Source organism: Acinetobacter sp. BHS4 (assembly GCF_018454425.1).
In the GTDB taxonomy this organism is placed as follows: domain Bacteria; phylum Pseudomonadota; class Gammaproteobacteria; order Pseudomonadales; family Moraxellaceae; genus Acinetobacter; species Acinetobacter pittii.
The window spans coordinates 1,369,959-1,396,071 of sequence record NZ_CP075323.1 but is presented as its reverse complement, the minus strand read 5'-3'; the positions used below and the strand labels follow the sequence as shown (position 1 = coordinate 1,396,071).

Below are 26,113 nucleotides of genomic sequence, written 5' to 3'. Positions count from 1 at the left end.
ATAAATAAATGTTTAACTGGATAAGCATTTAAGTTTAAAGTAGTTTGACCATCTCACCAAATGAGAAGCTTAAATTTTTAGCTTTGTTTAATTTTAAAAAGAGAAATCCGTAGAATTTTATAATGCGCTGACTGCTCTTATACGCTAATTTTACTTTAAAAATTGATTGCAAAAATTAGATTCAAGACATTGATTATTAATAAATAAAAACGATAAACCCCATAAAAAAACCTTTCATCATTTTACTCTTTTTTTACGAGATTAACTTCAAAGGCTACGTTAGGATTTTAGCTAAATAACCACCAAGGTTTTTTATAATGAGTACACTTATTTACCCAAATTTAAACTTAAAAGATCCTCAATTTAAGGCATTTAAAATATCAGATAATTTTATTCCTCCGACACAATCTGGTACTTTCCAATCAGATCTTTTTTTAAAAGAAGTTGATGAATATTTAAGTTTATATCCTCACACTCAGCACATTGATATTTGTCTACATGACTTAAACGGGCATATTCGTGGCAAACGTATTGATGTTAAGAGTCTGAAAAATCTATCTAATGGATGTTATTTTCCTCTTTCTGTTTATGCCATGAGCCTTGATGGAAAAGTGATTGAAGAAACAGGCTTGGGAAAATATATTGGTGAACCAGATAGACTTTGCCTGCCCATTTTAGGCAGCTTGCAACCAAGTGCCTTATCCCCAGAATTAAATGCTCAGCTTTACCTATCAATGCAAGAAGAAGATGGTTCAGACTGTCGCTATGAACCACGTAATATATTAAAAAAATTATTAAATCAGTTACATGCTAATAATTATTTTCCTGTCATGGCTGCCGAGCTAGAGTTTTACCTTTTCTCACCTCAGCATCAATTCGAGACATGTTCAGAAAACCAATGTTTTGATATAGATGCGCCAAATAACTATCAACAAGTCCTAGATGAAGTTGAAAAAGCAGCCTTACTACAATCAATTGAAATTACCGCAATTGTTGCGGAATCATCCCCTGGACAATACGAATTAAATCTTCAACACAGCCATGACATTTTAAAACTCTGCGATCAAATTAATGCTTTAAAAAGAATTGTAAAGCAAGTCGCAAGAAAACATGACTTAACTGCTTGTTTCATGGCGAAACCGAACTTGGCAAAGGCTGGTAGTGGCATGCATTTTCATATGAGCCTACTTAATCAATACCATAAAAATATATTTAGTTCAGAAATAGAAAAAGATGAGCTTTCAGCCAAATTATTGAGCGCGATTAGCGGACTCATTGAGTTAATGCCTGCATCTATGGCGATTTTAGCGCCTAATATTAATTCTTATAGACGTTTTAAAATTGGCCATCACGTGCCATTAGAAGCCAATTGGGATACCAACAATCGTAATGTCGCAATACGAATTCCATGCTCAGATATACAAAATCAACGCTTAGAATATCGGGTTGCTGGAGCTGACTGTAACCCCTATCTCGTTACAGCGACTATTTTAGCTGGCGTATCTTACGGCTTATCTCATAAGTTACCGCTGCCAAAACCTGCACATCTTTTAAAATTTCAAGATGAGCACATTTTATTAGCCAACAATCAGCCGGAAGCCTTAAAAATATTTAAAGGAAGTCTTATTTTAAAAGGGTATTTAGGGGCAGACTTTGTAGAACATTGGTACACGGTTAAACAGGCTGAATATCAAAATATTTACAGTCAAATGACTGAAGCAGAACAACATTGGGATATATAAATAAAAAGAGCAAAAAAACTATAAACCACTTTGCAAACCCTTAGGGAGAAATACCCTAAGGTTTTTTTTATATCTAATTAATGATTTTTCTGTTTAGCTAAAAAACGTAACCCAACACCTGGTTCAGTAGCAATATAACGTGGCTGAATCGCGTTATCCCCCAGTTTACTGCGTAACTTGCCCACTAAAATACGTAAATAGTGCGTATCTTCCTGATGGGTGGGTCCCCATAGCTCTTTTAAGAGCTGAGGCTGTGTTAAAAGCTGCCCTTGATAGCGCATTAAGAGCGTCAAAAGCTGAAACTCTTTTCGAGTTAAAGTAATTGGTTGTTGCTCGATCCAAACTAAACGTTGCATGACATCAACCTTGAGATAGCCATCGTCATACACATGAGCTTCTTGTTGAATCGGTTGATTTCTTAAAATGACACGTATGCGCGCTAAAAGCTCTTGCACACTAAAAGGCTTGGTCATGTAGTCATTTGCCCCTGCGTCTAGCAAGGCAACTTTTTCATATTCATCAGCACGTACAGATAACACAATAACGGGAACGTTCGACCAGCTACGTAATTCTTGAAGCACTTCTTTTCCATCTAAATCGGGTAAGCCTAAGTCTAAAATAACCAAATCAGCCCCTTGGGTTGCCAAAGCCTCTAGGCCTTTGTAACCCGTTTCGCAGAGCGTGGTTTTGTATTTTTGAGTTCTTAAAGCAATGTCTAAAAATTTACGGATTTGAGGCTCATCATCAATAATCACAATACGTGTTTCTACAGGTGATGTTTCTGAACTTATCATGAATTTACAACTTATTCTTTTACTGGATGAATGGGTAATTTGATTTGAATTAAAGTACCTTTATTTTGGCGCCCTGAAAATGCTTCTATTGTACCCATATGAGCACCAATAATCGCTTTTACAATTGTTAGCCCTAAACCTGTACCGAATTTTCCACGGTCTCCACGCTCCATAGTATAAAACATATCGAAAATGCGGTGTCTTTCGTCTTCAGGAATTCCTGCACCTTTATCTTCAATTTCTATTTTCACCTCATCTTCTGACACAAGATGAGTACGAATCATAACTGGCTCATCTGGAGGTGAAAAGTTTGCAGCATTTTCTAAAACATTAAAAATAGCTTGCTCTACCAGTGCTGGGTGAACATACAAACTAATTGGCTGCTCAGGTAACTGGACTAATACTTGCGTATCTGGTTTATAACGCTTTAAACGGCGGGTTGCCGAACCAATTAACTCATCTACCCCAATCCAGTCTCTTTTTAAAGTTAGACCTTCGTGACCTAAGCGTGTCATATCAAGTAAGTTTTGAATATAACGGTCTAAACGCTCACCTTCTAAATGAATTGTTTCAAGCAGATCTTGTTGGTCTTGTTCTGACATATCAGCTTTAAAATTAGCAAGCGTGTCTGCTGCGCCAATGATAGAAGCAAGTGGCGAACGTAAATCATGCGATACCGAAGATAATAAAGCAGAACGTAAGCGCTCTGTTTCACTGGTGACTTTTGCTTGTTCAAGCTCATTCACCAATTGGGTTCGAAGTACTGCCTGTGCAATGTACTCAATTACACTTTCAGTCAATTTTTTTTGCTCAAAATTTAAGGAAACCACTTCATCCTTAAAGTAAATTCCCACAATACCTAGGCTATTTTTTTGTTCTAAAAGAGGTAAAAACCACCAGTTTGACTGACTCAGAGTATCGGTAAAACGCCCACACGGCTGCTTGTGTTTCAAACACCATTCTGCGGCTACTTTTTCTTTATCATTTAGCTCAATATCAGATGAAATTACCTTATCTCGAATAGAAATCCACACTTTAGTTTGAAGTTGTGTTTCTAAAGTCATACGTCCTGTTTGCATGACTTCTTCAAGGTTTACTGCACTAGAAAGCTTACGCGCCAAGTCTTGCATTACCGTAGTGTAAGCATTCGCAGCTTTTAAAGACAAAACTTGCTGGCGTAACTGAGAAGCTAAACGGCCAGCAATTAAAGCTGCTGCAAAAAAAGCAACAACGGTGACTACCCCTTGGTGTGCTGAAATCTGAAAGGTATAACGCGGGGCAATAAAGAAAAAATTATAGGCTAAGAAACATATTAAGGCTGCCACTACTGCAGCGAGCATTCGAGTTTTAGTTGCAACAATTAAAACAGAAATAATAAAAATGACAGAGAAGTCTTCAATACCAAATAGAACTTCGGCGAAGTGAGCTAGAAAAATGCTACCGCACGTCACAGCTAAAACAAAAATGCTTTCTTTTAATGATAAAAATGAAGGCTTTTCAAGCTGATTAATCTTTTTAGTGCCCTGTTCTGGGTGCAAAATGGTTAAAGCAATCGAGTTTTCTTGATTTAATAATTGCTGAGCTAAATTTTTCTTAAATAACGTTAACCACCACGGCGAAATACTTTTGCCAATGACTAGATTCGAAATTCCTCGGTCAACCGCGGCATCCATTAACACTGACGCAACTCGATGCCCATATAAGACTTCTGTTCGACCACCGAGTTGCCGAGCCAGCTCAAACGCACGGTCAATCTCAATGTATTCTTTTTTATAAGAACTCACTGAACTCTGTCCAAAGTCCAAACTTTTAGCAACATTTACTACAGTCCATGTGGCACCATTACGTTCTGCTAAACGACAGCCTGCTCGCACTAAATATTCAGAAGAGCCTTGCCCATCTATCGCAATCATCAATTCATTTTGCAACGATATAGATTTCAAACCCTTTGAGGCATAACTCTCTTTTAAGTCTGAATCGACATGCTCAGCAACGCATTGCATTGCCAGTTCACGTAATGCCGTTAAATTTGAAATGCTAAAAAAGCCTTGTAATGCCAGATTTGCTTGCTCTGGTACATAGACTTTTCCTTGATGGAGCCTTTCAATAAGCTCACTGACGGGTAAATCAATTAAGCGGATGTCTCGAATACGATCAAATACCCGATCTGGTACTGTTTCATTTACTCGAATGCCTGTAATTTGATAGACCACATCATTTAGGCTTTCTAAATGTTGAATATTTATAGTGGTAAATACATCAATACCAGCGTCTAGCAACTCATTAACATCTTGCCACCGTCGTTCATGACGACTATTTGGGACGTTGCGATGAGCCAACTCATCAACTAAAACAATTTCCGGATGCCTGAGTAAAATAGCATCCAAGTCCATTTCTTCTAAAATATGCCCCTGATATTGCATTTCTTTTCTAGCAATCTGAGGCAACCCTTCCAAAATTTTTAGAGTTTCGATTCTTCCATGGGTTTCAACAATACCAACAACGACATCTGTGCCCTGTTGAAATAATTCTTTGGCGCGGGCGAGCATGGCATAGGTTTTTCCTACACCTGGTGCCGCACCGAGAAAGACCGTTAGTCGACCGGCTTGATATCTGTTGACATGATTTAATAAGGCCTCAGCCTGATTTTCGCGATTGCTTTGCACTTGATATCATCCGGTAAACTAACAACTTTATTTTTTAAGTTAATGTGTAGATTGTAATTGATCTAAAGCAATATTGAGCTGTAATACATTAACACGCGCTTGCCCCAATACACCAAACTGCTTCGGTTCAACATACTTTTGTAAAAGCTCTTCCACAATCTTAGGGTCTAAATGACGCGCTTGAGCCACTCGAGCAACCTGTAACTGAGCAGATTCAGGACTAATATGCGGATCAATACCACTACCAGATTTAGTCACTAAATCACTTGGAATAGGTGTATTGCCCATGTGATCTTGTTTTTTCACCGCAAGAATCTGTGCATCAATTTGTTGCTGTAGTTCAGGATTAGTACGCGCTAAGTTTGTACCTACCATCGCCATCGGGTCATAAGCGACTGCTGAAGGACGTGGATGAAAATAAGTCTCTCCAACAAATGGCTGAGCAACTAATTTTGACCCTAAAACTTTATGATCTATTTTAATCAAACTACCATTCGCTTGATTGTTAAATAACACCTGTCCCGCACCTGTAGCGATCGCACTATACATAGCACCGCAACCCACAAGGGTAAAAATTAGAAGTCCGAAAGATGCTCTTAAGGTCTGACCCAAATTTGCTTCTGAATTTTGTACATAAGTTTTCATTTCAAACTCCAGATTACAAACCAAATAATTGAACAATCACCACATCAATCGCTTTAATGGCAATGAATGGCAGAACCACACCGCCTACTCCATAAATCAACACATTTCGACGTAGTAACTGAGTTGCAGTTGAAGGTTTAAATTTCACGCCTCGGAGTGCGATTGGAATTAATAACGGGATAATAATCGCGTTAAAAATTAATGCAGATAAAATCGCGCTGTTTGGACTTGCTAAGTGCATCACATTCAATACTTGCATTTGTGGAATCGCAGCAGCGAACAATGCAGGCAAAATGGCAAAGTATTTAGAGACGTCGTTTGCCAACGAAAATGTTGTTAAAGCGCCACGGGTAATCAGCTGCTGTTTCCCAATCTCGACCACAGCAAGTAGTTTGGTTGGGTCTGAGTCTAAATCGACCATATTGCCAGCTTCTTTTGCAGCTTGTGTACCTGAATTCATGGCTAAGCCAATATCGGCTTGAGCTAATGCTGGTGCATCGTTGGTTCCGTCACCGACCATTGCAACTAAACGACCTTGTTGTTGTTCGGTGCGAATACAAGCTAATTTGTCTTCTGGTTTTGCTTCGGCAATATAATCATCTACACCAGCTTCAGCAGCAATCGCGGCCGCAGTTAATGGGTTATCACCTGTAACCATGACAGTTTTAATACCCATTTCTCTTAAACGAGCAAAACGTTCTTTAATACCGTGTTTAATCACATCTGAGAGTTCAATCACACCCAACACATGATGTTGATTAGCGACGACTAAAGGTGTTGCTCCTTTTTTTGCAACTTGTTCAACACGCGCTTTTAATTCTAAATCTTGAGAATAATCCTCATCTACAAATTTCAAGATTGCATCTAATGCACCTTTACGAATTTGGTCACCATTCGGTAAATTCACACCAGAAATTCGGGTAGAAGCACTAAAAGAGATAAATTCAGCTTGCTCAGGTTCTTGCTGTTTTAGCCCTTGCTCTTTTGCTAACTTAACAATCGATTTCCCTTCTGGTGTTGGGTCGGCAAGTGAACTTACCCAAGCAGCAGCTCTCAACTCAGACTCAGTTACCGAAGTTAAAGGATAAAAAGAGGTCGCTTGACGGTCACCATAAGTAATGGTTCCTGTTTTATCGAGTAAAAGCACATCAATGTCACCCGCAACTTCGACAGCTTTCCCCGATTTCGCCAAAACATTGGCTTTAAGTGCACGGTTCATACCCGCAATCCCAATCGCAGGTAACAAGCCACCAATGGTTGTAGGAATCAAGCAGACCAATAACGCCACGAGCACGACTGGATCAAGTTCAATATGCAAATACTTGGCAATAAATGGCAAGCTAATCACGACAATTAAAAACGTGATTGTCATCACCATTAACAAGAAGCCAAGTGCAATCTCATTTGGTGTTTTTTGGCGATTTGAGCCTTCAACCAAAGCAATCATACGGTCTAAGAAACTTTGACCAGATTCAGCAGTCACTTGCACAACAATACGATCTGTCAGAACTTTGGTTCCGCCAATAACACCTGAACGGTCTGTTCCAGCTTCACGTAACACAGGTGCTGACTCACCTGTAACAGCCGATTCGTTAATAGTGGCAAAGCCTTCTACAATCTCACCGTCGGCTGGAACAAGCTCACCTGCATGTACTTCAATAAAATCATTTAAATGAAGTTGGGTAGCGGCAACTTGAGTCGCTTGACGGTCTGTCAAAGAGTTGAGTCTTCGAGCTGTTAAATTTTCTCTTGCTGCACGTAGTGAAGATGCCTGTCCACGACCTCTGGCCTCTGCAACTGCTTCAGCATAGTTAGCAAATAAAATGGTAATAAAGAGAATTGCTGTAACCACTAAACCAAATAACAGCGTGGTGTAACCCAAGACTGTACTAATGCCTGTAACCACTGTTCCAAGCCATACAATTGCCATCACAGGGTTTTTAATTGCATGCTGCGGTAGCAGTTTCACAAATGCATTTTTCCAAACTTCAAAATTTGGCACTGCCATGGTTTGTTTATGGCTATTTACATGAGTTTGTGTATTCATTTTCACTCGCCTCCTTAGCCTTTAACCAACAAAAGTTGATCGGCAATAGGCCCAAGGACAAGAACTGGCATAAATTGTAATAAGGTAAGCAACACAACAATCGTAATCAGCGTTAAAGCAAAGGTTGGAGTTTCAACTTGAAGACTACCTGCTGTTTCGGGTGCTTTTCTTTTTGCTGCTAAACGTGTTGCAATCATTAATGGCAAAATTAAGGTCGGAAAACGTCCTAACAGTAGAGCGATACTACAAGTAACATTCCACCATACAGTGTTGTCTCCAAGACCTTCAAAACCTGAACCATTGTTGGCAAATGCAGAAACATATTCGTAGAACACTTGGCTAATACCATGTGGTCCCGGATTACTAATTCCAGATATGCCTGGAACGCTGAGGCTTAATGCGGTAAATGCAAGAATAACTAAAGGTTGAATCAAGATAATAATCGCGAGCAATTTAATTTCTGCTGCTTCAATCTTGCGCCCAAACAATTCAGGGGTACGGCCTGTCATTAAACCTGCAATAAATACTGCAAGTAATAGATAAATCATAAACTGTTGCAGACCACAGCCCACACCACCCCAAATCGCATTAATCAGCATGTTAATGAGTTCGACCAAACCGGTAAGCGGTGCAGAGGAATCATGCATCATATTGACTGAGCCGTTATTCACCTGTGTAGTAAGCGCTGCCCAAACTGCTGATGCTGCTGGTCCAAATCGTTGTTCTTTACCTTCCATTACAGCAAGCTGAGATGCTGTCGATGACATACTCTCAGACCAGACAGCCGCTGCACCTGAAATAATCGACATGAAAAGCATGCTACCAAAGACAAAGTAAGCAAACTTTTTACGCTGGGTAAAATGCCCGACCATAAAAATGACTGTGATTGGAATAAGTAATATCGCAATCATTTCTAATAAATTAGAAAGCGGTGTTGGATTTTCTAAAGGCACAGAACTATTGGGACCATACCAACCGCCACCATTACTACCCAATTGCTTAATCGCTACCATTGGCGCAACTGGCCCTAAAGGAATTTTTTGAGTTTCAACGCTATTGGCTTTATCAATAAGCTGTACTTCCGGCCCACCTTGGAAAGTTGCTGGCACGCCTTGGCTGTTGAGCAATAAAGACCAGACAAAACAGAGAGGAAGCAAGAATCGGACTGTAGGGCGAATTACATCTGCCCAATAGTTCCCAATTAAAATTTGGTCTGGCTGCTCGGCAACATCGGCTGCAATATGGCTTGGACGCTGATAAAAAAAAGCTCTTAAGGTCGCAACAACCAAAGCCAACCCCATCATTGGAGTAATGACTTGCAAACCTACAATACCTGTCATTTGCGACAAATAAGATAATTGAGCTTGACCAGAATAATGCTGTTGGTTGGTGTTTGTTAAAAATGAAATAACCGTGTGTAACGCTAAATCCCAACTCATATTTGGTGCATGGTTAGGGTTTAATGGTAGCCATGCTTGCGTCATAAAAATAGCAAGAATAGCCACTGCAAGAAAAATACAGCTTACAACAAATGCTAGAGAATATTGTTTCCAGTTCATTTGTTGTTGTGGAGATACACCTAATAAGCGGTATACAGGATTTTCAATCCAACGAAATAATCCATCACCCCACATCGGCTGATTTGCCATCACTTTGGATAGATATTTACTGAGGCACCATGCTAGAAAAATAGCAATAAATAAAACAAGTATAAGTTCTAACATGGCTATTCTCCTCTATATCCCTCGGCTTGATTTGCCAAACTGGAAATAAGGAGAGATGAAGAAATATCATTTGTTTTAAGTCCGCATAAGACAATGCCAGACTGATGCAAGATGCGCATTTGAGAATTTATAAGCATCTTTATTGTCCTGAAATAACACTAATTTAGTGAATTCCAGTATCGATAAAATGCCCGTAAATTCTCTATTGAGGAAACCAAAGCCCGCGTAAAATTTGCATAAAATTTAGTTTGAAGGGTATTAAACTTTAAAATTAACGACTGGATAAATCATGTTATCAGCCTTTAAGGTTTCACAATGCCAAAGTTCATATAAGGGAATTTTTACATCGAGTGCCAAAGGTAGCTTTTTAGAATTAAATTGCATATGGTCCAGATCACTTCCCCATGCAATCAAATCTACATCTAAAGAAATATGATGCGACGGACGAACACGACCCGAATCTGACTCAAGTTTCTTTAGAAAAGATTCAATTTGGTCACACGATAAAGTGCTTCTCAATAGACATGCCGAATTCCAATAATCATCTCCAATACCATCTCGGCATGGAATTTGATAAACAGATGAAAACTGCACTTTCCCCAATGTTGCCAATTGCGTATAAGCAAAAGTAAAGTGCTGATCTGCGTCTAAATTACTCGCTAGGGCGAGCGCAAAAATTGTTTCTGGTGCGTTCAAGACGAATTCCTACAGCATTTGCTTCTGCAATGATGGCTGGCTTACGGATGGTTATGGTAATTTTTTCAATTGATGGAAAGGTTTCAAACAAACATTGTAAAACCAGATGTGCTGCATGCTCGATTAATTCAGGTTTAGCTTGTTGAATGGTTTGAGCCGATAACTCACAAATCTGCGCATAGTTGAGAGTGTCCTCAAGCTTGTCAGACTCTGCTGCTCGGCTCAAATCATTATGAATGGTTAAATCCAACATTAAAGGTTGAATGATTTGTCTTTCCCAGTTGAAACAGCCAATCACTGTCTCAACTTTCAAGCCTTCAATAATAATGGCATCCATAAATTTAAACTGACCTTAGTGCTTTAATAACGAAGCAGGTTCCATATTTTGAACCATTTTCAAACGTTGGTCTGCATAAATATCAGTATAGGGTGCGAGTACGCGCATAAAACGATCGAAATAAAGCATTTGCTTAAATAATAAGGCAAAATCACGTGGGAATTTAATCCCGTGGCGCTCACCTACACCTACCATATCCATCATAATGTCATTTAAATCGGCTGGATTTGAAGACAAGATCTGTTGCGGATCGGCCATTAATACGCCATTAAACAAACGCTCTAGATCTTGAGCCAACACCTGAACGTCAATTTTGTTATGGGTCATGCCCATTTTCAGCATATTTTCAGCCATTGCCTGATAATCAGTTTTTTGTAAGGCATCCATAAATGCAATACATGCAGTCCAAACTTCAGGTTTTAACTGTCCCACGATACCAAAATCGATAAAACCAATACGCCCATCTTCAAGCAACATTAAGTTCCCAGCATGTAAGTCAGCATGGAAACTCTTACATAGCATGAGACTACCAAACCATGTATTCATAGCAGTAATCAGTACTTGCGATGGATCTTTAGCATATTGTTTTACGACACTAAAATCTGTCAAAGACACACCGTATAAACGCTGCATAGTTAAGACACGGCGCGTAGAAAACTGATGATAAACTTTAGGCGCTGTCGCTGCTTTATTTTGTGAAATATTAAGATATTCCACAAAATCATCTAGGTTTTGTGCTTCTTCAATGAAATCGACTTCACGGACCATACGGCTTTTAATTTCATCTACAATTTCTGAAAGAGCTGCGAATTTGATCTTTGGTACTGCGCGTTCAAGGAGCTTGGCAGCCCAATGCACCACACTTAAGTCCGTATATAAAATGGTTTCAACGCCAGGCTTTTGTACTTTAATAACAACATCTTCACCTGTAGTCAGCTTAGCTGCATGAACCTGAGCAATTGAAGCAGAAGCTAATGGCTTTTCATCGATGTAGCTAAAAATCTGGCTTAAATCACGTCCTTCAAACTCAGATGCAAGCACACCTTGAATATAACTAAATGGTAGTGTTGGTGTCTGGTCTAAACAACCTTGAAATTCTTCTACATATTCACGTGGGAAAAGCGATGGCGTACTCGCAATAAACTGACCAAGCTTAATATAAGTTGAACCAAGGGACTCAAAAGTCTCTCGCATGAGTTTGGCATTACTTGGTTTTTCAGTTGCGTATTTAATTCCAGCTTTGGCGGCAACCACTGCTGTTTCACCAATGCGGGCGACTGAACGTAGCCCATCAAACAAAATATTTTTTTTCATATTTCTTCAAAACCAAATCATTCAGGTTGAGTGTAGCAAATTTTGTTTAATTTACTGATTAGCTTGCCTGACAAAGTGGGCAATTTACATCTTTATCAAAACTAACAATACGTTGTGTCATATTTAAACCATCCCACAATAATAGTTTCTGCTTTAAAGGTACACGATTTAAACCTAAATACAGCAAAGCGTGATGTGATTGTAATGACGCTATCATTACAGGGGTGGTTGCAAGTACCCCTGACTCTGCACAGCGCAGCCCTTCATTGCTATGCTGTTCTTTCGGAAAAAGGCATTCATAACAAGCTGAATCTCCTTCAACCATAAACATTTGCGCCTGAAAACCAATTGCTGAAGCGCTAATTAATGCGACCTGATGTTTCTTACAAGCTGCATTTACCAGATAACGGGTTGTAAAATTATCGCAGCCATCTAAAACCACATCTTGGTGTTCAATAAGTCTATCAATGTTATGTTCGTCTAAACGTTCGTTGTAGTATTCAACACAGATATAAGGGTTAATTTTCTGTAACCGTTTAGCCAAAATCTCTGCCTTGTAGCGACCAATATCTTCATGACCAAATGCGATTTGTCGTTGTAAATTACTTATCTCGATCGTATCTGCATCAATCAATGTAATTTTCCCAACTCCTGCTCGCGCTAGTAACTCCGCACTGGTACAGCCTATTCCACCGGCACCGACAATCAGTACATTAGCAAGTTTGAGTTTTTCCTGAGCTTCAATATCCCATCCATCAAGTAAAATCTGACGGCTATAGAGATGCATTTCTTCATCACTTAACTCTACAAAATCGATATCTTGAAGCTCGGTCACGCGTTAATCCTTTCACTTAGAAGCCAAGTGATTTTATGACTAAGTTAATCATTATGAAAGCTATAAAATGGAAACAACTTTTTTATTCGGTTAATACCCTATCACATTACTTCTCTCACACTTTCTGCAACAATAAGACTATCTATTTTCTGTATTACTTAGGCTAAATATGTCTCAATCATATATTGCACCTGTAGAGTTAGAAAAAGCTTATCGTTTGTTAAATCATGGTCCAACTGTCCTTGTTTCCGCACAACATGGTGACGACCGTAATGTAATGGCCGCCGCATGGGCATGTGCCTTAGAATTCAAGCCAGCCAAAGTATCCGTTGTTCTCGACAAAAGCACTAAAACACGACAGCTCGTTGAGCAAAGTGGCTATTTCACACTACAAGTTCCTTGCTATGCACAGCTCGATCTAACTCATCAACTTGGTACCATTAGTAAGTTAGATGATCCAGAAAAACTTGAGCATTGCGGTGTTGAGCTATTCTATCAAGAAGATCTTCCTAGCCCACTTGTATCAGGTTGCGTCGCATGGCTTGTATGTAAACTTATTTCTGAACCGCATAATCAATCAGCTCATGATTTATTTATTGGTTCTGTTGTAGGTGCATGGGCAGATAGCCGTGTCTTTAGAGATGGGCACTGGCATTTTCAAGATGCGCCGAAAGAACTTCGAAGTCTGCACTATATTGCTGGAGGAACCTTTTATTTAATTGGTGAGGAAGTCAAAGCTCAAATTTAATCATTAAAAAGTGAGTTTCATTTAATTGCAAAAAACCGCATAATAATTGCGGTTTTTTGCAGCCAGTGACTCTTTTTTAAAATCTAATATTTAACTTGAGCCACTTCGCGAGCAATGACCAAGCGTTGAATATCCGAAGCACCTTCATAAATCTGGCTTACACGAACATCACGATAAATTCTCTCTACAGGGAAATCACTCACGTAGCCATAACCACCATGAATCTGGATCGCATCCGAACATACTCGCTCAGCCATAGTAGACGCAAATAGCTTTGCCATTGAGGCTTCTTTTAAACAAGGCAGCCCAGCATCTTTTAAAGTTGCAGCATGCAAAACCAACTGATGCGCAGCTTCAATCTGGGTCGCCATATCGGCTAACCGGAAACCAACCGCCTGATGCTGAACTAATTCGACTCCAAAAGCTTTACGCTCATTTGCATATTGCACCGCTGCATCAAAAGCCGCTCTTGCCATACCCACCGATTGAGCGGCAATACCAATACGTCCAGCCGCCAGATTAGATAATGCAATTTTATAACCTTCACCCTCTTGCCCCACCAAATTTTCTAAAGGAATTCGGCAGTCCTCAAAAGTAATGGTTGCTGTGTCTGAAGCATGTTGTCCCATTTTATCTTCAATACGAGTCACAAAGTAACCTTGTGTATTGGTCGGTACAAGAAAACACGAAATCCCTTTTTTACCTGCTTGTTTATCGGTTACCGCAAACACCAAAGCCACTTGGGCATTTTTACCACTGGTGATAAATTGTTTTACGCCATTCAAAACCCAATGGTCGCCATCGCGCTCAGCTTTACATAAAATCGCACTTGCATCAGAACCTACATGTGGCTCAGTTAAACAAAAGCATCCTAGCCATTCGCCAGATGCAAATTTTGGTAAATATGTTTGTTTTTGCTGATCCGAACCGTACGCCAGTGTAATGCCGCAAATCAAGGAATTTTGAACACTTACGATAGTCGAAATAGCACCATCGCCTGCGGCAATTTCCTCAATTGCAAGTGCTAAAGATACATAGTCCATTCCGGCACCGCCCCATTCATCGGGCACGGTCATCCCCATAGCACCCAGTGCACCTAAATCTTTTAATTCCTGAGCAGGAAATTCATGGGTTTTATCGCGATGTGCAGCAGTTGGCTTTAACTGATTTTGCGCATAGTTACGCATCATCTCCTGAACCATACTTTGTTCAGCATTTAAGATCATTTCAGCATCCTTATTTTTATTATTTTGCTGCCATACGAATTGCACCATCTAGACGGATGACTTCACCATTTAAGTATGAGTTTTCAACAATATGGGCAACCAAACGAGCGAATTCTTCTGGTTTCCCTAAACGAGATGGGTACGGAACCATTTGCCCCAAAGCATCTTGTACATTTTGCGGCATACCCTTAAGCATTGGAGTTTCCATAATCCCCGGTGCAATAGTCATAATACGAATAGCATGTCGCGCAAGCTCACGAGCAATTGGCAATGTCATCGCAACAATAGCGCCTTTTGATGCAGAATATGCAGCCTGACCAATTTGACCATCAAATGCTGCTACAGACGCAGTGTTTACAATCACTCCACGGTCTTCTTCACCTTCTTCAACCATGTTTTTACTCATTGCATCTGCTGCAAAACGCAGCATGTTAAATGTACCTGTAACATTAATATTTAAAGTCTTTGAAAATAATGCCAAATCATGTACACCTTCACGACCAACTACTTTCGCAGAAGGGCCAATACCCGCACAGTTCACCAAACCATGCAAATGACCATGTTTTGTCAAAACATCCTTAAAGAACTGTTCAGCAGCAGCTTCATCGGCCACATCAAGTTTTACAAAGTCAGCTTTTGGCCCCAACTGTTTTGCTTGTTGCTCACCTGCTTCTACATTCATGTCTACCAAGGTAACTGAAGCACCTTGTTGGACTAAATACTCAGCTGTTGCAGCACCCAAACCAGAGCCACCGCCTGTAATGACAAAATGTTTCCCTTGAATTTTCATTATGTAATGTCCTATAGAAATGTTCTTTAAACTTAGTAATGAGAGTAAAAGTTGTTGTTTTCCGATACAATTTCAAAAAGCCTCAAAATGCTTGCAGCTTTTGATCAATCCCAATTTTAAATATGCAGTATTTCACTTGAAATATATGAAGAAAATATGAGTCTTTGACATGGTTGTCCAATCTTCTTTAAGTAAAGGTACAATTTCGATTGCACTAGTACATGAAGCACTGAGTGCGGCTTATGCCAAAGGCCTAAATACACAAATAATTCTAAATAAAGCAGGCATCCCCGCTGAATTACTGATGTCGCCAAAGGCACGTGTGCCTGTTACAACCTATGCCCAATTGTGGATAGAGCTTGCCAATGCCATGAACGATGAGTTTTTTGGGATGGATAGCCACCCCATGCGTCGTGGAAGCTATAAATTACTGACTAAACTCGTCAGTACGGCTGAAACTTTAGAAAAAGCACTCTACGATATTTTGAAGTTTTTTAACTTTGTTCTAGATGACATGCATGGAGAAATCATTCGAGAGCAAGACAAAGCTTATTTAGTGATTCATGATCATGAACAACCTAAACGTATGTTTACCTATGCAACCTTTTTAATATTAGTACACGGACTTATGTGCTGGTTGGTAGACCAGCGAATTGGTTTAAATACTATTATGGTACGTTGTGCTAAACCGAACGATATTCAGGACTATTTAGTTCGTTTTGGTGAAGATATTCAATTTAATGCTGAGATAAATCGAGTTGAGTTCGATGCCCACTATTTAGATATTAAAATTAAGAAAGATAAAAAAGCGCTTTATGATTTTTTAGAGCAAACTCCGCAAAATCTTTTAGTTCGCTTTAAAAATGAAAATGCCTTGAGCGTTCTTATTCGTCGCCATTTATTGAAACTCCACCCTGCACAATGGCCCGAACTTAAAGATGTAGCTCACCAACTCAATATTTCAGAAGCCACCGTTCAACGTAGACTGAAACATGAAGGTGTAAGCTATCAACAAATTAAAAATGAAATCCGCTGTGATATTGCTGTTCAACGCTTAAGCAAAACGAATGACTCAATTCAAGATATTAGTGAAGATTTAAGCTTCCATGACCCAAGTGCATTTCACCGTGCTTTTAAAAAATGGACAGGTGTCAGCCCAGGTGCATATCGAGATAATTTAACTGCACACAAGTAATAAAATCCACACTCAATGAAGCGTGAGGTATTAGGGTTTAAGCTTATGATATTTATGTCTTTTAAATTCAATATTTCAGATAAACGCATTATTTAAAATTTAATAATGGTCATAAAAACAGTGATTTATCATTTTATTCAAACTTTTATCTTTCAAACTGATTTATAAATCAAAATAACTAAGTTCATAAGCCTCTAAACACGTGAAAGGATGATTTCCTATTTCATTTCGGTTTTATTTTTATCATGTCTTTAAAATCAAAATTTTCTCTACCAAAGACTTTGTTGGCATCAACATTGGGGTTTGTATTTGCTTCATCTGCTTTTGCAGCAATTCCGACTACGCTTAAGCTTGATTATGCTTACTATGCACCGACCAGTTTAGTCGTTAAAGATCAAAAACTTCTCGAAAAAGCACTACCAAATACCCAAATTAAATGGGTTTTTAGTCAAGGTAGTAACCGCTCATTAGAATATCTCAACAGTAATAGTATCGATTTTGCTTCTACCGCTGGATTAGCTGCTGTATTAAGTCGAGCGAATGGTAGTCCAATTAAAACGGTTTATGTACAAAGCCAACCGGAATGGACCGCGCTTGTTGTCACAAAAAATTCACCAATTAAAAGCCTAAAAGATTTAAAAGGCAAAAAAATTGCAGCCACCAAAGGAACCGATCCTTTCTTATTTACACTACAAGCACTAGATACAGTCGGTTTGAGTAAACGTGATGTACAACTGGTTCATCTACAACACCCAGACGGCAAAACTGCATTAGAGCGTGGCCAAGTAGATGCTTGGGCTGGACTTGATCCATTAATGGCTTCTGCTCAAATTCAATCGGGTGCCAAATTGCTTTATCGTAATGTCGGATTTAATAGCTATAGTGTACTGAGCGTTAAAGAAGATTTTGCAAAGCAAAGCCCTGAAGCGGTAGAGGCCGTTATTAAAGCCTATGAACAAGCCCGAAAATGGGCAAAAGCCAATCCAGATAAAGTGGCAGCACTTTTAGCTCAAGAATCAAAACTTCCTCTACCTGTGGCTAAACTACAACTGAGCCGAACCAACTTCGATCAAAGCATTCCATCAGCAACTCAAGCACAAGCGCTAAAACGTTCTGGGAAAATTTTGACTGAAGAGGATTTGGTTAGAAAAGGTACTAACGTCAATCAAGTGGTTGATCATTTGCTAGACCCACGTTTTGCTCAAAAAGTCGTGAAATAGTATATGAGTGATTCACTTAACAAAGCTGAGCTAAATCACTTCTTAGCTCAGCAGGCTTTAAAATCTGAGAAAAAGCATCTAAACCACAAATTTACACGGTGGTTTAAAGCGCTACTCATTCCACTCATCTTTTTAACGGCTTGTGAGTTTTTAGTCAGAAATGGCTATATCGATGCTTATCTACTCCCTGCACCGTCTAGTTTATGGCAATCTTTTTTAGATTTAGCTCATAGCGATCTATTTGCCCATATTTATATTAGTACATGGCGTGTTCTGTTGGGCTTTATTATAGGAAGCGGTTTAGGTTTAATTTTTGCAATTTGGGTTGGATTAAGTAAAGAAGCAGAAGCATATTTAGAACCAACTTTTTCAGCAATTAAATCGATCCCAAGTCTTGCGTGGATCCCTTTATTATTACTTTGGTTAGGAATTGATGAAGGTTCTAAAATTACATTGATTGCAATCGGAGCATTCTATCCAACCTATACCAATACAGTTGCAGCAATTCATAATGTAGATAGAAAGCTCATTGAAGTTGGAAAAGTTTATCGGCTTAATGCTTTTCAGCGGATTATATCTATTATTTTACCGGCAGCATCTCCAGGCATTTTAACAGGTTTACGTAACAGCTTAAGTTTGTCTTGGATGTTTATGATTGCAGCTGAACTGATTGCAGCCACTCAAGGGATTGGCTATTTACTCAGTGATGGCCGAGAAACGTCTCGACCAGATATTGTTATCATTGCAATTATTTTATTAGCCCTATTGGGTAAAATAACCGATACCTTAATGAAACTTATTGAAAACTGGTTATTACGTTGGCGGGATACACTACAAAAGTAATTTTAAATCCAGCATGCCAAAGTGACTCGATCATTTTGGCCATAGTCTTGAATGGTTTTAATTTGGCTAAAACCATGCTCTGTGAAAATATCTCGAACAGCTTGCCCCTGATCATAACCATGCTCTAGTGCAATCCAGCCTTGTGGTTTTAACCAGTTTTTCCCTTGAGCAATAATAATTTCAATATCAGCTAGTCCCTGATGATCTGCAACCAATGCACGGCGTGGTTCTGTAGCCAAAGCTTGCATGTGTTCATCGTCAAGGTCGATATACGGCGGATTAGAAACAATTAAATCAAATTTTTGTGGCTCTAGTGCTTCAAACCAAGCGCCGCAAGCGAATTTTACACGTTGCAAATTATGAGTTAGTGCATTTTCTTTTGCGACTTCTAAAGTAGGCGCATAAATATCAGTTGCCGTGACTTGCCAATCTGAACGTTCACTCGCTAAGGCAAGCGCAATTGCACCTGTCCCCGTTCCTAAATCAACAATATTTGCAGTATTTGGCAAATTTAGATTTAAAACGGTTTCAACTAAAATTTCAGTATCAGGTCGTGGTACTAAAGTATCAGATGTCACTTTTAAATCGAGCGTCCAAAATGGTTGTGAACCCGTCACATAAGCTAAAGGCTCACCGTTTTGGATACGCCCAAGACCAGCCAAGTAGTCTTGCTCTTCCTGAGACGTTAACTCTTGCTCAAGTCTAAACTTTAGTTCAAGCGAATTGATTTTTAGAAAATGCTCAAGTAACCAAGCATTTTCTTGTCGTTCATAACTGTCAGGCTCACCACGAATTGCAAGCGCTTGAGCAATATTCATTAGCCGCCATTTTCCTGTGCAAGCATCGCAAGCTGATCTGCCTGATATTCACGATGTAAGCTATCAAGCAATTCAGTTAAATCACCTTCCATAATCGCGTCTAACTTATATAAAGTTAGGTTAATACGGTGGTCCGTCATACGACCTTGCGGATAGTTATAAGTACGGATACGCTCAGAACGGTCACCAGAACCAACCAAATCACGGCGCATCTCAGAAGTTGCTGCATCAGCAGCTGCACGTTTTGCATTTTCTAAACGTGATACTAACAAGGCCATCGCTTTAGCTTTGTTCTTATGCTGCGAACGTTCTTCTTGGCACTCAACGACTGTACCCGTTGGAATGTGAGTAATACGCACGGCCGAATCGGTTTTGTTGATGTGCTGACCACCCGCACCTGACGCACGGTAAGTATCAATACGTAAATCTGCCGGATTAATTTCAACGTTAGTATCAACATCAATTTCAGGCAAGATCGCAACCGTACAAGCTGAAGTATGTACACGACCTTGTGACTCAGTCGCTGGAACACGTTGCACACGATGCGCACCACTTTCAAACTTCAAGCGGCCATACACGCCATCACCATCTACACGGCAAATAACTTCTTTAAAGCCACCATGCTCGCCTTCATTTTCAGAAAGGACTTCAATACGCCAGCCTTGTGTCTCGGCATATTTGCTGTACATACGGAACAAATCACCAGAGAAAATCGCAGCTTCATCACCACCTGTTCCAGCACGGATTTCTAAATAAGCCGCATTAGAGTCATTTGGATCTTTTGGAATCATCAAAATATTGAGCTGGCTTTCTAATTCTTCAAGCAATGTTTTATTGGCTTGAATTTCTTCTTCTGCCATATCTTTAAAGTCTGGGTCCGACTTCATCATTTCAGCAGTTTCAATGTCTTCTTCTGCTTGACGGTATTTGCCCCAAACTTCGGTAATTTCAGATAAATCACTATGTTCACGAGACAATTTACGGAAACGTTTGTTATCGGAGATCACTTCAGCATCTGCAAGCAATGCAGTAAGTTCTTCATGTCGATCACAGAGTTGATCAAGTCGTAAACGGAGTGACGCTTTCATAAGAGGAAATATCTCAAAAGTCCAAAAAGCTTATCGAACGCTATGTAAGTATAGATAAGCAAAATCGTAAAAATAGCGCATAGTTTACAGATTATGCTGCTTAAATGACATATATAATCAGCCAATTCATCAACTTTCCCAATAACTAGAGGCGTATAAATATAATGATTTCGAATAAGATTTATTACTTACCTATAATTTGGCTGTTCTGTAGAAAATAATAAGTTATATTTTCCCTCTATATGACAATAGAGGCTTTGTTTAAAAAACCTCTTTGCCAGCCTACTTATTTTAATTTTTCTAATAAGGTTTTGCCCACCAAAACAGCCGACGCTGGATTTTGTCCTGTAATAAGTTCACGGTCCACTACTACGTTTGGAGTCCATGCAGTGGTATTACTTTGATACTTAGCGCCAAGTGACTGTAAAGCCGTTTGTGGATAAAACTTCATTTCTCCACCTTTTAATAAAGCTTTAGCCTGCTCTTCTTCCTGATTACTAATCACCGTCATTCGATAATTTTTATAAATCCATTCGCCAGTTTTTACTGGCTTGCCTTGTTCGAGTTGACCAACTACTTCCGAGGCATTAGGTAAAGTAGACATCAACGCAATAGGACCGTGACAGACCAACGCAGTAGGTTTACCAGCTTTATGGAAAGCTGTAAGTACTTTTCCAAGTTGTTTATCTTTTAATAGATCTTGCATAGGTGCATGCCCACCTGGAATATAAATAGCATCAAACTGACCCGCACCAATTTGCTCAATACGAGAAAGGCTCACAACTGGAGAATCTTGAGCAGATGTTAATTTTAAATCATGCAATAAATTTGCATATTGCTTTAATGCTTTTTCATCTTGGTTAAAATACATCGCATTATTTGATGATTCATCTAAGGTTGGAGCTTTCCCTTTTGGTGTAGCGAAAGTTACTGTATGACCTGCATCTAAAAGCATTTTTGTAGGTTGCATCAATTCATTTAAATAAAAACCAGTTTTAAAAATATGACCTTTTTTTAGCTCTAAATGCGCCTCATCAGACAATACAACCAACACATGAGCAGCATTTGCACTGAATGCTGCTGAAACGGCAACTACTGCAAGCATTATTTTATTTAGAGATTTCATCATTCGACCTTCATTCCAACCATTTACTGGATTTATATTTTGGATGGATATATTCTATTTTTGCCAATCAGGTAGATAAACAACCACCTTTGCAAATCTTTTTTGCGTTTGAGGACTAAATGTCACGTCAATTTGACCATCTTGCCGATATTGAAGTGTTTTTAATTGTGGCTGAGAAGCTTTCTATTAGTGCAGCTGCAATTTATTTAGCAACAACTCCTTCAGTCATTAGTAGAACAATTACACGGCTAGAGAAAAAACTTGGCATTCAGTTTTTTAGAAGAACAACTCGTCATTTGAGCCTGACTGAAGCTGGTCAACTTTATTATGAAAAGATGCAACATGCATTTCAGTTAATTGACCATGCAGAGCGTGCTATTCAAGGTAAGCAACTGCAAATTTCCGGCAAAATTAAATTAAGTGCACCCACCACCTACGGACACTATCGCCTTCCAGAATTACTACAAAAATTTCTTTTGCAATATCCAGATATTCAAATTGAAGTCAGTATTTCTAATCGAAATGTCGATTTAATTGCGGAAGGATTTGATTTAGCTATTCGTCAAGGTCAGCTTCCTAATAGCACTCTCGTTGCCAGACCTTTGGAGCTTGCCCCTCTTCAACTTGTTGCTTCACCCGATTATTTAAAACGTATGGGTGTTCCTCAAACCTTGGAAGACTTAAACCATCACCAATGTATTGCCTTTGAATTACCGAGCACGGGTAAGGTTACTCCATGGTTTTTTAAAAATGGTGATAATGAAATTCAATGGATACCATCAAATCGGATTTTGGTAAAAGAAGATATTTTGGGAGTAGTTTCTCTTGCTGAAAGTGGATTAGGAATATGTCAGAGTTATAGCTTTATTGTTAATGAAAAGATCCGGCAAGGAAAATTGCAGCCCTTACTTGAGGGTTATGCAGGTCACACACGGCCCTTTTCTTTACTGTACGCACAACATAAACATATGTCGTCTGCGACAAGAGCTTTAATAAATTTTTTATGTTCTGATCGTGAGTAACCCCGTCAAAACTAAATAAAGCTTAATTTATCTATATGAGTATTAAATATTCTATTTTAATAGAAAACATACAAACCAGACACTAAACTGCAATAATCAAAAGATGGTTCTCCATATTTGGGGAGAAGTGTTTTGTTACATTTGCCGTAACAAAAGATATAGGGTCCTGCAACTAGGGACACGGAGTCAAAAATGAAATTAAATGCTTGGTTATGTAGCGCTGTTCTCGCAACTTCAATGGTTACTGTGGCACATGCTGACAATACAACACATGTAGCAGCCGCTTCTGCTTTAGGTAGCGTAGCAGGTACTGCAATTGGTAAAAGCATGGGCGGTACATCTGGCGCAACAATTGGTGCTGCTTTAGGTGGTGCTGGTGGTGCAGCTGTTGCAAGCGATCGTCGTAACCGTACTGAATCTGCGATTGGCGGTGCTTTAGGTGGTGGTGCTGGTTATACGGTTGGTAAAAGCATGGGCGGTACAAATGGTGGTTATGTAGGCGCTGCTTTAGGTGCTGCGGGTGGTTCTGCTTTGGGTAATAAAATCTCTAAAGACCGTGATGCAGACAGATCTTCTAAGCACTGGAAGAAAAAACACCGTCGTCATCACTAATTAAGCTGATGAAACAATTTTAAGCACCTTCGGGTGCTTTTTTATTGTGATGAAGTTATACACTCATATTTCGTATGCTCATGATTTATCCACAAATTAATACAAACACTACAAACAGACACAAAACACTTGTATCACCCTTGGGGTTCTCCATAATTATCACGAAATTTTTTATTACATTTACCTCAAGATAAAGATAACTGTCCTTCCAGTAAAAAGGACATGGAGTTCTACGATGAAAATGAATATTTGGTTGGCTAGTGCATTAATTGCAACATCTTCTATGGTAACAGTTGCACATGCTGACAATGGTACACGTGTTGCTGCAACCTCTGCTTTAGGTAGTGTAGTGGGTACTGCGATTGGTAAAAGTATTGGTGGTACCTCAGGTGCAACAATCGGTGCTGCTTTAGGTGGTGCTGGTGGTGCAGCAGCAGCAAGTGATCGTCGTAATCGTACAGAAGCTGCAATTGGTGGTGCTTTAGGTGGTGGTGCTGGTTATACAGTCGGCAAAAATATGGGCGGTACCAACGGTGGATACATCGGTGCAGCAGTAGGTGCAGCTGGTGGTTCTGCATTAGGTCGTAAAGTTGCTGAAGATCGTAACTACGATGACCGTTATGACCGTGATCGTTACGATCGTGATGACCGCAGATATTACGATGGTGACCGTCGTTATTATAAAGGTGGTAGCCGTCGCCATGACAATGGCTTACACCGTGGTTGGTATAAAAACCGCTAATTCACAGATAAATCAAAAGAGCACCTTCGGGTGCTTTTTTATTTATAGCTAAAAATTAATATCGAAAAAAAACGATATACATCACACCCTATATATCGTATTATTTCGATATATCCTTATTCGAGAATATCGCATGCGATCACTTCAAGATACCAAGTTCTCTATTTTGGAACTTGCTCCTATTCGTAATGATAAAACCATCGAATTCTCATTACGTCACGCATTAGAATTGGCACAACATGCAGAAAAACTAGGTTATGAACGTTTCTGGCTTGCTGAACATCACAACATGGATGGTATCGCAAGTTCCGCTACGGCCGTCTTACTTGGTTTTATTGCAGCACATACACAGCATATTCGCTTAGGTTCAGGCGGAATTATGCTTCCTAACCATGCCCCTTTAGTTGTCGCAGAACAATTTGGGACACTTGCTACACTCTATCCAAATCGTATTGAACTTGGTTTAGGCCGTGCTCCCGGTACAGATCAACTCACCATGCGAGCTTTACGTCGTGGCCATCAAGAAACAGAAGATCAGTTTCCTCGAGATGTTGTCGAAATCTTAAAATATTTCGATGTACCTCAAGCAGGACAAAAAATTATTGCAACACCAGGGCAAAGCACCCATGTTCCTGTTTGGTTACTTGGATCTAGCCTATTTAGTGCACAACTCGCCGCAAAACTTGGACTTCCCTACTCATTTGCATCACATTTTGCACCACGTATGTTAGGTCAAGCGATTCAACTTTATCGGGAGAACTTTGAACCTTCTGAGTATCTAGATAAGCCATATGTTTCAATGGGTGTACCTGTTGTTGTAGCAGATACAGATGAGGAAGCACAGTTTCTAGCAACAAGTGCTTACCAACGCGTATTAGGTTTAATTCGTGGAGAAAGCTTAAAGCTGAAACCACCTGTTGAATCAATGCAGGGATTATGGAATACAGCAGAACAACTTTCTGTCGAAAACTTCTATGCAATGGCGCAAATTGGTTCTGTAGATACGGTTCGCTCTGGCTTACAAAAGTTATTAGCGACATACGATGTTGATGAATTTATTTTTACATGCGATGTATACGATACAGCTAAACGTTTAGAAAGCTTTACACAACTCATGAATGTAAAAACAGAACATTAAACTCTACTTTAAGCTCCCATACTTGAATTGATTTTGAGTATGGGATGACCATCTATCTGAAAAGACTTTACCCCAACTTCCTGCTTGGTTATTTATATTAAAACGATAAAAACATCATGATTTAAAAAACCAAAAGGACTTTTGGAAAATGAGTATTAATATTAAAAATAACACTTCAAAATCAGTAATTTTTCAGAATATCTCTCAAGATTTCGAAGATTTTACTGGTCAAGTGATTTCATCAACATCAATTAAAGAGTTTGACTTTTCACATTCATCTGTCGCGATTATTGGTACAAATCAAGATAGCGTGACTCATCTTGAAAAAATCTGTCAGCAAGCAAAATTTGTGACTGTCTTCCAAATCACTCCTCATTTTATTTTGCCCCATAGTCAGATGGGTACGCATAAGTTAATTACCCATCCACTTATTATCAAAAACCGCAGGTTATTTAATAATCGTGTTAAAAGCATTCTGGCATTACGTTTTCTAGAAACTCAAGTAAATGAACCGTGGCTTAAGCGTCTTTTGACTCCTAATACTGCAACCACGAAAAAAGTATTTTTTAAATCCGATAGTTATTATGCGGCACTTCAGAAACCCAACTGTAAATTGCAAACGTGGCCAATTGTTAAAATTACCAATAGATCTATCCACAGCATGGATGGTATAGAACAACCCGTTGATATTATTATCAGAGCAATCCCATAAAAGTAAAAAAAGCATGGTTTTAGGCCATGCCTT

General features: G+C 39.3%; 24 protein-coding genes. 10 read left to right on the top strand and 14 right to left on the bottom strand.

Translation table 11 applies throughout. The annotated features are described in order from the left end of the window. Positions 1-317 precede the first annotated feature (317 nt). Positions 318-1,742 (top strand): glutamine synthetase family protein, encoded by a 1,425-nt coding sequence (locus KIP84_RS06630; RefSeq protein ID WP_213689555.1) that lies wholly within the window; start codon positions 318-320, stop codon positions 1,740-1,742. Positions 1,743-1,819: 77 nt separating this feature from the next. Here KIP84_RS06630 and KIP84_RS06625 read toward each other — a convergent pair whose 3' ends face one another. The 9 genes from KIP84_RS06625 to KIP84_RS06585 form a co-directional block, all read right to left on the bottom strand. Then, entirely contained in the window at positions 1,820-2,536 is a 717-nt protein-coding gene (locus tag KIP84_RS06625) for a response regulator transcription factor (RefSeq protein ID WP_000625746.1), read from the bottom strand. An 11-nt stretch (positions 2,537-2,547) separates the two neighbouring features. Beyond that, a complete protein-coding gene (locus KIP84_RS06620) occupies positions 2,548-5,202 on the bottom strand; it encodes a sensor histidine kinase KdpD (RefSeq protein ID WP_213689554.1) in 2,655 nt (884 codons plus the stop codon). A 39-nt stretch (positions 5,203-5,241) separates the two neighbouring features. Then, positions 5,242-5,847 (bottom strand): potassium-transporting ATPase subunit KdpC, encoded by a 606-nt coding sequence (kdpC, locus tag KIP84_RS06615; RefSeq protein WP_151282955.1) that lies wholly within the window; start codon positions 5,845-5,847, stop codon positions 5,242-5,244. Between the two features lie 13 nt (positions 5,848-5,860). After that, complete coding sequence (gene kdpB / locus KIP84_RS06610; RefSeq protein ID WP_213689553.1) at positions 5,861-7,900, bottom strand: potassium-transporting ATPase subunit KdpB; 2,040 nt, start codon at positions 7,898-7,900, stop codon at positions 5,861-5,863. Positions 7,901-7,908: 8 nt separating this feature from the next. After that, the gene (kdpA, locus tag KIP84_RS06605; RefSeq protein ID WP_213689552.1) at positions 7,909-9,618 is read right to left on the bottom strand and encodes a potassium-transporting ATPase subunit KdpA; all 1,710 of its coding nucleotides are present in this window, start codon (positions 9,616-9,618) and stop codon (positions 7,909-7,911) included. Between the two features lie 258 nt (positions 9,619-9,876). After that, the gene (locus tag KIP84_RS06600; RefSeq protein WP_151282953.1) at positions 9,877-10,314 is read right to left on the bottom strand and encodes a 2-amino-4-hydroxy-6-hydroxymethyldihydropteridine diphosphokinase; all 438 of its coding nucleotides are present in this window, start codon (positions 10,312-10,314) and stop codon (positions 9,877-9,879) included. Beyond that, on the bottom strand, positions 10,271-10,651 hold the full coding sequence (gene folB, locus KIP84_RS06595; RefSeq protein ID WP_000338783.1) for a dihydroneopterin aldolase: 381 nt from the start codon (positions 10,649-10,651) through the stop codon (positions 10,271-10,273). Before folB ends, KIP84_RS06600 begins: the two co-directional genes overlap by 44 nt. A gap of 15 nt (positions 10,652-10,666) precedes the next feature. Then, positions 10,667-11,965, bottom strand: coding sequence for an AarF/UbiB family protein (locus tag KIP84_RS06590; RefSeq protein ID WP_002119658.1), 1,299 nt, complete (start codon positions 11,963-11,965; stop codon positions 10,667-10,669). Between the two features lie 58 nt (positions 11,966-12,023). After that, complete coding sequence (locus KIP84_RS06585; protein ID WP_213689551.1) at positions 12,024-12,800, bottom strand: HesA/MoeB/ThiF family protein; 777 nt, start codon at positions 12,798-12,800, stop codon at positions 12,024-12,026. Between the two features lie 169 nt (positions 12,801-12,969). On the opposite strand from KIP84_RS06585, the gene KIP84_RS06580 reads away from it, so the two are divergent. Continuing rightward, positions 12,970-13,548: a flavin reductase family protein gene (locus KIP84_RS06580; protein ID WP_213689550.1), complete on the top strand. Its 579-nt coding sequence runs from the start codon at positions 12,970-12,972 to the stop codon at positions 13,546-13,548. A gap of 83 nt (positions 13,549-13,631) precedes the next feature. Here KIP84_RS06580 and KIP84_RS06575 read toward each other — a convergent pair whose 3' ends face one another. Together KIP84_RS06575 and KIP84_RS06570 are read right to left on the bottom strand one after the other, a co-directional pair. Next, positions 13,632-14,774, bottom strand: a complete 1,143-nt coding sequence (locus KIP84_RS06575; RefSeq protein ID WP_213689549.1) for an acyl-CoA dehydrogenase family protein — start codon at positions 14,772-14,774, stop codon at positions 13,632-13,634. A 19-nt stretch (positions 14,775-14,793) separates the two neighbouring features. Further along, on the bottom strand, positions 14,794-15,564 hold the full coding sequence (locus KIP84_RS06570) for a 3-hydroxyacyl-CoA dehydrogenase (protein ID WP_213689548.1): 771 nt from the start codon (positions 15,562-15,564) through the stop codon (positions 14,794-14,796). Positions 15,565-15,733: 169 nt separating this feature from the next. On the opposite strand from KIP84_RS06570, the gene KIP84_RS06565 reads away from it, so the two are divergent. From KIP84_RS06565 to KIP84_RS06555, 3 genes are all read left to right on the top strand, one after another. Continuing rightward, positions 15,734-16,759: an AraC family transcriptional regulator gene (locus KIP84_RS06565; protein ID WP_213689547.1), complete on the top strand. Its 1,026-nt coding sequence runs from the start codon at positions 15,734-15,736 to the stop codon at positions 16,757-16,759. Positions 16,760-17,004: 245 nt separating this feature from the next. Further along, a complete protein-coding gene (locus tag KIP84_RS06560) occupies positions 17,005-17,979 on the top strand; it encodes an aliphatic sulfonate ABC transporter substrate-binding protein (RefSeq protein WP_068611693.1) in 975 nt (324 codons plus the stop codon). A gap of 3 nt (positions 17,980-17,982) precedes the next feature. Continuing rightward, entirely contained in the window at positions 17,983-18,822 is an 840-nt protein-coding gene (locus KIP84_RS06555) for an ABC transporter permease (RefSeq protein ID WP_213689546.1), read from the top strand. Between the two features lie 2 nt (positions 18,823-18,824). On the opposite strand, the gene prmC is transcribed toward KIP84_RS06555, so the two are convergent. From prmC to KIP84_RS06540, 3 genes are all read right to left on the bottom strand, one after another. Then, positions 18,825-19,640, bottom strand: a complete 816-nt coding sequence (prmC, locus tag KIP84_RS06550) for a peptide chain release factor N(5)-glutamine methyltransferase (protein ID WP_068611688.1) — start codon at positions 19,638-19,640, stop codon at positions 18,825-18,827. Then, positions 19,640-20,728 carry a peptide chain release factor 1 gene (gene prfA / locus KIP84_RS06545; RefSeq protein WP_002119588.1) on the bottom strand — a complete coding sequence of 363 codons (1,089 nt, stop codon included), beginning with the start codon at positions 20,726-20,728 and terminating at the stop codon, positions 19,640-19,642. Before prfA ends, prmC begins: the two co-directional genes overlap by 1 nt. A gap of 286 nt (positions 20,729-21,014) precedes the next feature. Further along, positions 21,015-21,854: a type 1 glutamine amidotransferase domain-containing protein gene (locus KIP84_RS06540; RefSeq protein WP_213689823.1), complete on the bottom strand. Its 840-nt coding sequence runs from the start codon at positions 21,852-21,854 to the stop codon at positions 21,015-21,017. A gap of 119 nt (positions 21,855-21,973) precedes the next feature. On the opposite strand from KIP84_RS06540, the gene KIP84_RS06535 reads away from it, so the two are divergent. From KIP84_RS06535 to KIP84_RS06515, 5 genes are all read left to right on the top strand, one after another. Continuing rightward, positions 21,974-22,876: a LysR family transcriptional regulator gene (locus tag KIP84_RS06535; protein WP_213689545.1), complete on the top strand. Its 903-nt coding sequence runs from the start codon at positions 21,974-21,976 to the stop codon at positions 22,874-22,876. 192 nt (positions 22,877-23,068) lie between these two features. Next, complete coding sequence (locus tag KIP84_RS06530) at positions 23,069-23,488, top strand: glycine zipper 2TM domain-containing protein (RefSeq protein WP_005068514.1); 420 nt, start codon at positions 23,069-23,071, stop codon at positions 23,486-23,488. A 235-nt stretch (positions 23,489-23,723) separates the two neighbouring features. Beyond that, the gene (locus KIP84_RS06525) at positions 23,724-24,230 is read left to right on the top strand and encodes a hypothetical protein (RefSeq protein WP_002119687.1); all 507 of its coding nucleotides are present in this window, start codon (positions 23,724-23,726) and stop codon (positions 24,228-24,230) included. A gap of 133 nt (positions 24,231-24,363) precedes the next feature. Further along, positions 24,364-25,368, top strand: coding sequence for an LLM class flavin-dependent oxidoreductase (locus tag KIP84_RS06520; RefSeq protein ID WP_005068512.1), 1,005 nt, complete (start codon positions 24,364-24,366; stop codon positions 25,366-25,368). Positions 25,369-25,516: 148 nt separating this feature from the next. Beyond that, positions 25,517-26,080, top strand: coding sequence for a hypothetical protein (locus KIP84_RS06515; protein WP_032004706.1), 564 nt, complete (start codon positions 25,517-25,519; stop codon positions 26,078-26,080). Positions 26,081-26,113: the final 33 nt, after the last annotated feature.